Annotated in this window: 7 protein-coding genes; 3 read left to right on the top strand and 4 right to left on the bottom strand. The window is 74.2% G+C overall.

Annotation, left to right across the window (positions count from 1 at the left end):
* Positions 1 to 138 precede the first annotated feature (138 nt).
* The gene (gene hutU, locus AC068A_RS36860; RefSeq protein ID WP_478590664.1) at positions 139 to 1,812 is read right to left on the bottom strand and encodes a urocanate hydratase; all 1,674 of its coding nucleotides are present in this window, start codon (positions 1,810 to 1,812) and stop codon (positions 139 to 141) included.
* A 130-nt stretch (positions 1,813 to 1,942) separates the two neighbouring features.
* Here hutU and AC068A_RS36855 point away from each other — a divergent pair, with 130 nt between their 5' ends.
* Positions 1,943 to 3,301, top strand: a complete 1,359-nt coding sequence (locus AC068A_RS36855) for a type III PLP-dependent enzyme domain-containing protein (protein WP_478590663.1) — start codon at positions 1,943 to 1,945, stop codon at positions 3,299 to 3,301.
* Positions 3,302 to 3,385: 84 nt separating this feature from the next.
* Here AC068A_RS36855 and AC068A_RS36850 read toward each other — a convergent pair whose 3' ends face one another.
* The gene (locus AC068A_RS36850; RefSeq protein WP_478590662.1) at positions 3,386 to 3,970 is read right to left on the bottom strand and encodes a TetR/AcrR family transcriptional regulator; all 585 of its coding nucleotides are present in this window, start codon (positions 3,968 to 3,970) and stop codon (positions 3,386 to 3,388) included.
* A 106-nt stretch (positions 3,971 to 4,076) separates the two neighbouring features.
* On the opposite strand from AC068A_RS36850, the gene AC068A_RS36845 reads away from it, so the two are divergent.
* Entirely contained in the window at positions 4,077 to 5,243 is a 1,167-nt protein-coding gene (locus AC068A_RS36845) for an FAD-dependent oxidoreductase (protein ID WP_478590661.1), read from the top strand.
* A gap of 87 nt (positions 5,244 to 5,330) precedes the next feature.
* Here AC068A_RS36845 and AC068A_RS36840 read toward each other — a convergent pair whose 3' ends face one another.
* Both AC068A_RS36840 and AC068A_RS36835 read right to left on the bottom strand, forming a co-directional pair.
* Positions 5,331 to 6,176, bottom strand: coding sequence for a MurR/RpiR family transcriptional regulator (locus tag AC068A_RS36840; RefSeq protein ID WP_478590660.1), 846 nt, complete (start codon positions 6,174 to 6,176; stop codon positions 5,331 to 5,333).
* Positions 6,177 to 6,371: 195 nt separating this feature from the next.
* Positions 6,372 to 6,767 (bottom strand): SHOCT domain-containing protein, encoded by a 396-nt coding sequence (locus tag AC068A_RS36835; protein WP_478590659.1) that lies wholly within the window; start codon positions 6,765 to 6,767, stop codon positions 6,372 to 6,374.
* A 237-nt stretch (positions 6,768 to 7,004) separates the two neighbouring features.
* Between AC068A_RS36835 and AC068A_RS36830 the strand changes: the two genes are divergently transcribed.
* Entirely contained in the window at positions 7,005 to 7,445 is a 441-nt protein-coding gene (locus AC068A_RS36830; RefSeq protein WP_478590658.1) for a hypothetical protein, read from the top strand.
* The last annotated feature ends 413 nt before the right edge of the window (positions 7,446 to 7,858 follow it).

Genomic DNA, 7,858 nt, shown 5'->3' with positions numbered 1-7,858 from the left:
TCTTCTCTCTCCTATCTCCAGAGGAATGGGGGTGTGCTTTTTTGCTACTCGCCTTGTGGGTTTCGTCGCTCCCCCCCCCCCCTCCTCCCCCCCCCCCCCCCCCCCCCCCCCACGCCCACATGGCGTGGAAGCTCTGGCTCACGCGGAGGCCTCGGCGTCGCCCTCGCGCATCGGGACGCGCACGCCCTTGGCGTCCGCCACCGACTCGGCGATGTCGTAGCCGGCGTCGACGTGCCGGATGACGCCCATGCCGGGGTCGTTGGTGAGGACGCGGCGGACCTTCTCGCCCGCGAGCGCCGTGCCGTCGGCGACGGTGACCTGGCCGGCGTGGATGGAGCGGCCCATGCCGACGCCGCCGCCGTGGTGGATGGAGACCCAGGAGGCGCCGGAGGCCACGTTGACCATGGCGTTGAGCAGCGGCCAGTCGGCGATGGCGTCGGAGCCGTCGAGCATGGCCTCGGTCTCGCGGTACGGGGAGGCGACGGACCCGCAGTCGAGGTGGTCGCGGCCGATGGCCAGGGGGGCGGCCAGCTCGCCGGAGGCGACCATGTCGTTGAAGCGCTCGCCGGCCTTGTCGCGCTCGCCGTAGCCGAGCCAGCAGATGCGGGCGGGCAGGCCCTGGAAGTGGACGCGCTCGCCGGCCATCTTGATCCAGCGGGCCAGGGACTCGTTCTCCGGGAAGAGCTCCAGGATCGCCTTGTCGGTCTTGGCGATGTCGGAGGCCTCGCCGGACAGGGCGGCCCAGCGGAAGGGGCCCTTGCCCTCGCAGAACAGCGGGCGGATGTAGGCGGGGACGAAGCCGGGGAAGGCGAACGCGCGGTCGTAGCCGGCCAGCTGGGCCTCGCCGCGGATGGAGTTGCCGTAGTCGAAGACCTCGGCGCCGGCGTCCATGAAGCCGACCATGGCCTCGACGTGCTTGGCCATGGACTCGCGGGCGCGGGTGGTGAAGCCGGCCGGGTCCTTGGCGGTGGCGTCGGCCATGTCCTCGAACGCGACGCCGACCGGCAGGTACGCCAGCGGGTCGTGGGCGGAGGTCTGGTCGGTGACGATGTCGATGGGCGCGCCCATGGCGAGCAGCTGCGGGACCAGCTCGGCCGCGTTGCCGAGGACGCCGATGGACAGCGGCTTGCGCTGGTCGCGGGCCTCGGTGGCGAGCTGGAGGGCGTGGTCGAGGTTGTCGGCCTTGACGTCGAGGTAGCGGTGCTCGATGCGGCGCTCGATGGCGCGCGGGTCGCAGTCGATGCAGATCGCGACGCCGTCGTTCATGGTGACGGCGAGCGGCTGGGCGCCGCCCATGCCGCCGAGGCCGGCGGTGAGGGTGATGGTGCCGGCCAGGGTGCCGCCGAACTTCTTGGCGGCGACGGCGGCGAAGGTCTCGTAGGTGCCCTGGAGGATGCCTTGGGTGCCGATGTAGATCCAGGACCCGGCGGTCATCTGGCCGTACATGGTCAGGCCGAGGTGCTCCAGGCGGCGGAACTCCTCCCAGTTGGCCCAGTCGCCGACCAGGTTGGAGTTGGCGAGCAGGACGCGGGGGGCCCACTCGTGGGTCTGCATGACGCCGACCGGGCGGCCGGACTGGACCAGCATGGTCTCGTCCTGCTTGAGGGTGCGCAGGGTGCGGACCATCGCGTCGAAGGAGCGCCAGTCGCGGGCGGCCTTGCCGGTGCCGCCGTAGACGACGAGCTTGTCGGGGTGTTCGGCGACCTCGGGGTCGAGGTTGTTCTGGAGCATCCGGAGGGCGGCTTCCTGCTGCCATCCCAGGGCGCTGAGCTCGGTGCCGCGCGCAGCTCGTACCGGTCGGGGTCCTGACATGGCGATGCCTCCTGACGAAGTGGCGATGCGTTCCGGGTACCGCTGTAGTGAATTCCATTCACATCCTCTCTGCCTGAATAGATCCAGTCAACAGCTGCGGACCGGCGCGCCGGATGATGGGATGGCGGACATGGCTGCCGACATGCACGCGCAGGGCGCCGCCGAGCGCCGCGACCTGGCCGTACGGGCCGCCGTCGAGCAGGGCCTCGTCGGCGGGTCGGACACCGCCCCGCCGCTGGTCTGCCTGCTGGACACGGCCGGAATCCGGGAATCCGCCGCCGCCCTGGCGGACGCCTTCACGGCCGTGCTGCCGCCCGGCACCCCCGTCCTGCACGCCTTCGCCGTCAAGGCCGCGCCGCTGGTGCCGGTGCTCCGGCTGCTCGCCGACGCGGGCCTCGGCTGCGAGGTGGCCAGCCCCGGCGAGCTGGCCCTGGCCCGGGCCGCGGGCGTGCCGGCGGAGCGGACGGTGCTGGACTCCCCCGCCAAGACCACGGCCGAGCTGCGCGAGGCCCTCGCCCTCGGGATCGCGGTCAACGCCGACAACCGGCAGGAGCTGGAGCGGCTGGACGCCCTGGTCGCGGCGCGGCCGGGCGGCGCCGTGCCCCCGATCGGCGTACGGATCAACCCCCAGACGGGTGCGGGCGCCATCGAAGCGCTGTCCACGGCCGCCGCCACCTCGAAGTTCGGGATCGCGCTGCGCGACGCGGGCGCACGGGAGTGGCTCGTACGGGCCTTCCTGGACCGCCCGTGGCTGACCCGGCTGCACACCCACTCGGGCTCGCAGGGAGTGCCGCTGCCGCTGATCGCGCAGGGGGTGCGCGAGCTGCACGCGCTGGCCGAGGAGATCAACGCGGCGGCCGGGCGGCGCCAGGTCGACACCCTCGACATCGGCGGCGGCCTGCCCGTGAACTTCGCCTCGGACGCGCACACCCCGACGTACGCGGAGTACGCCGGGGTGCTGCGGGAGGCGGTGCCGGCGCTGTTCGACGGGTCGTACGGCCTGGTCACCGAGTTCGGCCGGGCGCTGCTGGCCAAGCACGGGCTGGTGGTCGCCCGGGTGGAGTACACCAAGACGACGGGGGACCGGCCGATCGCCCTCACCCACGCGGGCGTGCAGCTGGCCACCCGTACGGTGTACGCGCCGGCGGCGTGGCCGGTGCGGATCCTGCCGTACGACGCGAAGGGTGCCCCGAAGACGGGCCCGCCCGCCGCCCAGGACGTCGCCGGCCCGGCCTGTTTCGCGGGCGACCTGCTGGCCACGGCCCGGGAGCTGCCGGAGCTGGCCCCGGGAGACCTGATCGCCGTGCCGGACACCGGCGCGTACTTCTTCACGGCCCACTACGGCTACAACAGCCTGCCGCGGCCGGCGGTGCACGGTTTCACGGTGCGCCCGTCGGGCGAGGTCCGCTTCGCCGCGGCCCGCCCGGCCCAGAGCGCGGCGGACATCGTGGCGGAGGCGGGCGGCGACCTGCGCGACGCGCTCCTGTGACCCGCCGCCGGTCCGGTCGACCCGACCCCCCGCGACGCGCGGGCCTCCGGGCCGGTCAGGGGCGGGAGCCAGGGTGGCCCGCCGTCAGGGGCGGGGGGCCAGGGTGGCCGCCAGGGCCGGGGCGAGGCCCTCGACCACGGCTTCCGCGGGCAGGGCCGCCACCGCCGGAATCCTCAGCAGGTACCGCGTCACCGCCAGCCCGAGCAATTGGGCCGCGACCAGGCCCGCCACCCGCGCGGCCCGCTCCGCCCCCACCGCGGCCGCCAGGGACGGCGCGACCTGGGCCACGAAGACGCCCCGCATCCGCTCCGCGGCCTGCTCGTTGGTCACCGCCGACCTCAGCAGCACCAGCAGCGCGTCATCGGCGGGATCCCCCTCCCAGCGCTCCACGAAGTGCCGTACGAGCAGCCGCGGGAGCTCCCGCTCCGGCACCGCGCCCAGGTCCGGCAGCCGCAGGTCCACGGCGAGCGCCGCGTCGAAGAGCCCCTGTTTGCTGCCGAAGTAGCGCATCACCATCGACGGGTCGATGTCCGCGTCCGCCGCAACGGCCCGGATGGTCGTGCGCTCGTAGCCCTGCGCGGCGAAGCGCTCCCGCGCGGCCCGCAGGATCGCGGCCCTGGTCTGCTCGCCCTTGGTCCGCCCGCCCTCGACCTGTTCGCTCCGCGTCATGCCAACAATTGTAGGCCAACAGGCGTTGACTTCCCGGGGCCCGGAGCGCATGCTGATGCCAACAGCCGTTGGCCAACAAGTGTTGGCCCACTGGAGGAGGCCCGCCGTGACCGTGAGCCGCACCGCCGCACTCCCCCTCCCCGCCCGCACCGGCGTCGCGATCGTCGGCGCCGGCCCCACCGGGCTGGCCCTCGCCGTGACCCTCGCCGAGGCCGGCGTCGACTTCGTCCTCCTCGACCGCCAGGCCGAGGGCGCCAACACCTCCCGCGCCGCCGTCGTCCACGCCCGCACCCTGGAGGTGCTCGACGAGCTCGACCCGTCCGGCGCCCTGTCCGCGGAGCTGGTCGGCCGCGGCATCCCCGTCTCCCGGTTCCGGATCCGCGACGGGGCCCGCCCGGTCGCCGCCCTCTCCTTCGACGGCCTGCGCGGGCGCACCGCGCACCCGTACGCGCTGATGGTCCCCCAGTACGAGACCGAGGCCGTGCTCCTGGCCCGCCTGCGGGCCCTCGGCGGCGAGGTGCACCGCCCGTACGAGGTCACCGGCATCACCCAGGACGCCGACGGGGTCACCCTCACCACCGCCGGCGGCGAGACCCTGCGGGCCGCCCACGCGGTCGGCGCCGACGGCATGCACAGCGCGGTCCGCGAGGCCGCCGGCATCCCGTTCACCGGCGGCGCCTACGCGGAGTCGTTCGTCCTCGCCGACGTGGCCATGGACTGGGCGCCGGGTCCGCACGAGGTCTCGATGACCTTCGGCCCCGTCGGGCCGACCGTCGTGGCCCCGCTGCCCGACGGCCGCTACCGGGTCGTCTCCGCCGTGGCCGAGGCCCCGGCCGCCCCGGACCTCGCCTTCGTGCAGCGCCTGCTGGACGGGCTCGCCCCCGGCCAGGCCGCCGTCCGCGAACTCGCCTGGTCGTCCCGGTTCCGGATCCACCACCGGGTCGCCGACCGCTACCGGGCGGGCCGCCTGCTGCTGGCGGGGGACGCCGCCCACGTGCACAGCCCGGCCGGCGGCCAGGGCATGAACACCGGCATCCAGGACGGGTACGCGCTCGGCCGCGCCCTCGCCGCCGGCGACATCGACGGGTACGAGGCCGCCCGCCGGCCCGTGGCGCTGCGCGTGGTGGCCCTGACCGACCGGATGACCCGCTTCTCCACCACCCGCAACCCGGCCCTGCGCCTCGCCCGCAACACCGGGCTGCGCCTCCTCGCCGGCATACCGGCGCTGCGCGACCGGGCCGCGGCCGAGCTGGCGGAGCTCAACTACCGCTGAGGGGCCCGCGGGACCGGGGTCGGAGGGACCGGGGTCGGGGGGCGCGCCCGCGGGCCTGGCGCCCGGCCCGTACGGGCGCCGTACGGGCTACTCGACGAACAGGCCCCGGGCGGCGGCCCTCGCGTCGAAGGCCTCCAGCCGGGCCTGGGCGTCCGGCAGGGCGTCGGCCATCGCCTCCAGCAGCACCCGCCCCAGCAGCATCGGCGCGCACGCCGTGTCGAAGGCCAGCCCGGTGCCGACGGGCGCGGGGATCAGCAGGTCCGAGTACCGCGCGACCGGCGCGAAGGCCGAGTCGGCGACCGTCACCACCGCCAGCCCCGCCCCCCGCGCGTGCTCGAGCGCCTCGGCCACTTCCCGCGGGTGCCGGGGCAGTGCGAAGCACAGCAGGGCCGAGGCGCCGGCGCCGGCGGCCGCGTCGATCCGGTCGGCCAGCATCGAGCCGCCCTCGTCGAGGAGCCGTACGTCCGGGTGGACCTTGGCAGCGAAGTAGGCGAACCCTCGTGCCTGCGAGGACGCCGCCCGCAGCCCCAGCACGGGCAGCGGGGACGACCCGGCGAGCAGCCGGCCCGCCTCCTCCACCGGCGAGGGGTCGGCGAGCATGGCGGAGAGCTGCCGGAGGTTCTCGATCTCCCCTTGGACGGCCTGCTGGTACTCGTTGTACGCCTCCTCCCGCGGCTCCTCGACCCGCTCGGCGGGCGGGGCCACCTCCCGCAGGTGCCGGCGCAGCGCCGGGTAGCCGTCGAAGCCGAGCGCCACCGCGAACCGGGTCACCGACGGCTGGCTCACCCCGGCCAGCTCGGCGAGCTCCACGCTCGAGAGGAAGGGCACCTCCGTCGCCCCCCGGACCATGCAGTGGGCGATCCGCCGCTGGGTCGGCGTCAGCCGGTGCCCCTCGAACAGCTTCTGCAGCCGTGCCGCCGGGCTGTCGCTCATCCCGACCCCTCCGTCCCCGTACCTATTCAGTCACCGAGCACTCTGCATGCGCTTATGCAGGACGGCAAGCGGCTGCCCGCTTCCCGAGACACGGCGACCGGCATACGGAGACGGGCGCACAACCAAGGGCTCCCCCGTACGGTACGCACGCGGGAGCCCTTGGAGGGGCGGCTTCCGGAACGGGCTAGGCGAGGGCTAGGCGAGGAGCTTCTGCTTCGCCTGCTGGAACTCGGCCTCGGTGATCGCGCCCCGCTCCTTCAGGTCGGCCAGCGCGGCCAGCTCGGACGCGCTGCCGCCCGTGCCGGACGTTGCGGCGGCATCGCGGACGTACGCCTTGAACGCCGCGTCCGCCTGCCTGGCGCTCTCCAGATCGCGCTCGGCCATCGACTGCCCGCGGGCGATGAGGTACACGAGGATGCCGAGGAACGGCAGGAGCACCACGAAGATGGTCCAGCCGGCCTTGCCCCAGCCTCCCATGTCATGGCTCCGGAAGATGTCGCTGATGATCTTGAAGAGGAGGAAGAACCACAGGACCCACAGGAATATCAGCAGCATGGTCCAGAAGAGGTTGAGGAGCGGGTAATCGTCCATCTGAGCCTCCCGGAGGCTTGGTCGCCCCCCGAGCATTCACCGTTCCGGTATAGCCCGAACTCCCGGGCACCGCACCCGCAGAGCGGCCCTCCGGGCGACGGGGCCCGTTTGCGGGTCCGGGGCCCCTGTGCCAGCTTGAGTGGGCGGGGGTGGGGGCGGGCTCGGGGAGCTCGGGGGCGAAAACCCGGGGGGCCGAAACGGGGGACCGTTCCGAAGGATCCCGAAGAGGGGCAACCCATGAAGCGACGCTTTCTGAGGACGGCTGCCGTCACCGCGGCGGCACTGGTTCTGGCCGGCGGCGGCACCACCGCCGCGTTCGCCGCCGAACCGACCGACGACCCGAGCAAGGCCGCGGCGGACCTGTGCGCGAGCATCAACCAACTCAGCTCCGACACCGCGGCGTTGAACGCCCTGAACCCGGCCACGGCGACCAAGGACCAGATCAAGGACGCGACGAACAAGGTCCATGAGGACTGGAAGAAGGTCGCGAAGTCCACGGCGACCTGGAACCAGGCGAGGAAGAACGCGGTGAAGACCGCCTCCGAGAACCTCAAGAAGGCGTACGAGAAACTGCCCGGCGACACCACCGGCAGCCAGGCGGTCACCCAACTGGCACCGCAGGTACAGGCGTTGAACGCGGCTATCAGGGACGCCCGCCGCGAGCTCACCTGCCCCTGACCCGACCTGACCTGCCCGGCGGCCGGACGGCCGAAGGAGCCGGGCGCGGGGACCGCCGCACCCTCGGATGTGCGAGGGGCGGGACGACGGCGGTCCCCGCAACGGACACGGGCCGGGTCAGGGCCGTCCGCGTCCATGGCGTTCACGTGGTCCGGGAGCCGCTCCGGAGGTACGCCAACGCCGTTCCGTGGCACCGGCCGGGACCCTCGCCCCTGCCGGCAACCACCACTGTGCCCAAGGCGTGTTAAGCCGGTGCTGCCGCAACGTGACGTACCCGTACCAGTTGCCCGAAGCACCGGCGGCCGGCCGGCCGCACGCGAACGCGGGGGGGGCGGGGGGGGGGGGGGGGGGGGGGGGGGGGGGGGGGGGGAGCGGGGGGGGGGGGGGGGTGGTGGGGGGGGGGGGAAAAGACC

It is taken from the genome of Streptomyces sp. NPDC043854 (assembly GCF_056436005.1).
The sequence above is the reverse complement of the archived record's forward strand: the minus strand, read 5'-3'. Positions and strand labels throughout refer to the sequence as shown.

What these genes read in the sequence shown, in the direction of transcription:
- AC068A_RS36850 (WP_478590662.1), bottom strand. Translation starts at nt 3,970, where the DNA reads ATGACGCGGAGCGAACAGGTCGAGGGCGGGCGGACCAAGGGCGAGCAG.
- AC068A_RS36830 (WP_478590658.1), top strand. Translation starts at nt 7,005, where the DNA reads ATGAAGCGACGCTTTCTGAGGACGGCTGCCGTCACCGCGGCGGCACTG.
- AC068A_RS36855 (WP_478590663.1), top strand. Translation starts at nt 1,943, where the DNA reads ATGGCTGCCGACATGCACGCGCAGGGCGCCGCCGAGCGCCGCGACCTG.
- AC068A_RS36835 (WP_478590659.1), bottom strand. Translation starts at nt 6,767, where the DNA reads ATGGACGATTACCCGCTCCTCAACCTCTTCTGGACCATGCTGCTGATA.
- AC068A_RS36840 (WP_478590660.1), bottom strand. Translation starts at nt 6,176, where the DNA reads ATGAGCGACAGCCCGGCGGCACGGCTGCAGAAGCTGTTCGAGGGGCAC.
- hutU (WP_478590664.1), bottom strand. Translation starts at nt 1,812, where the DNA reads ATGTCAGGACCCCGACCGGTACGAGCTGCGCGCGGCACCGAGCTCAGC.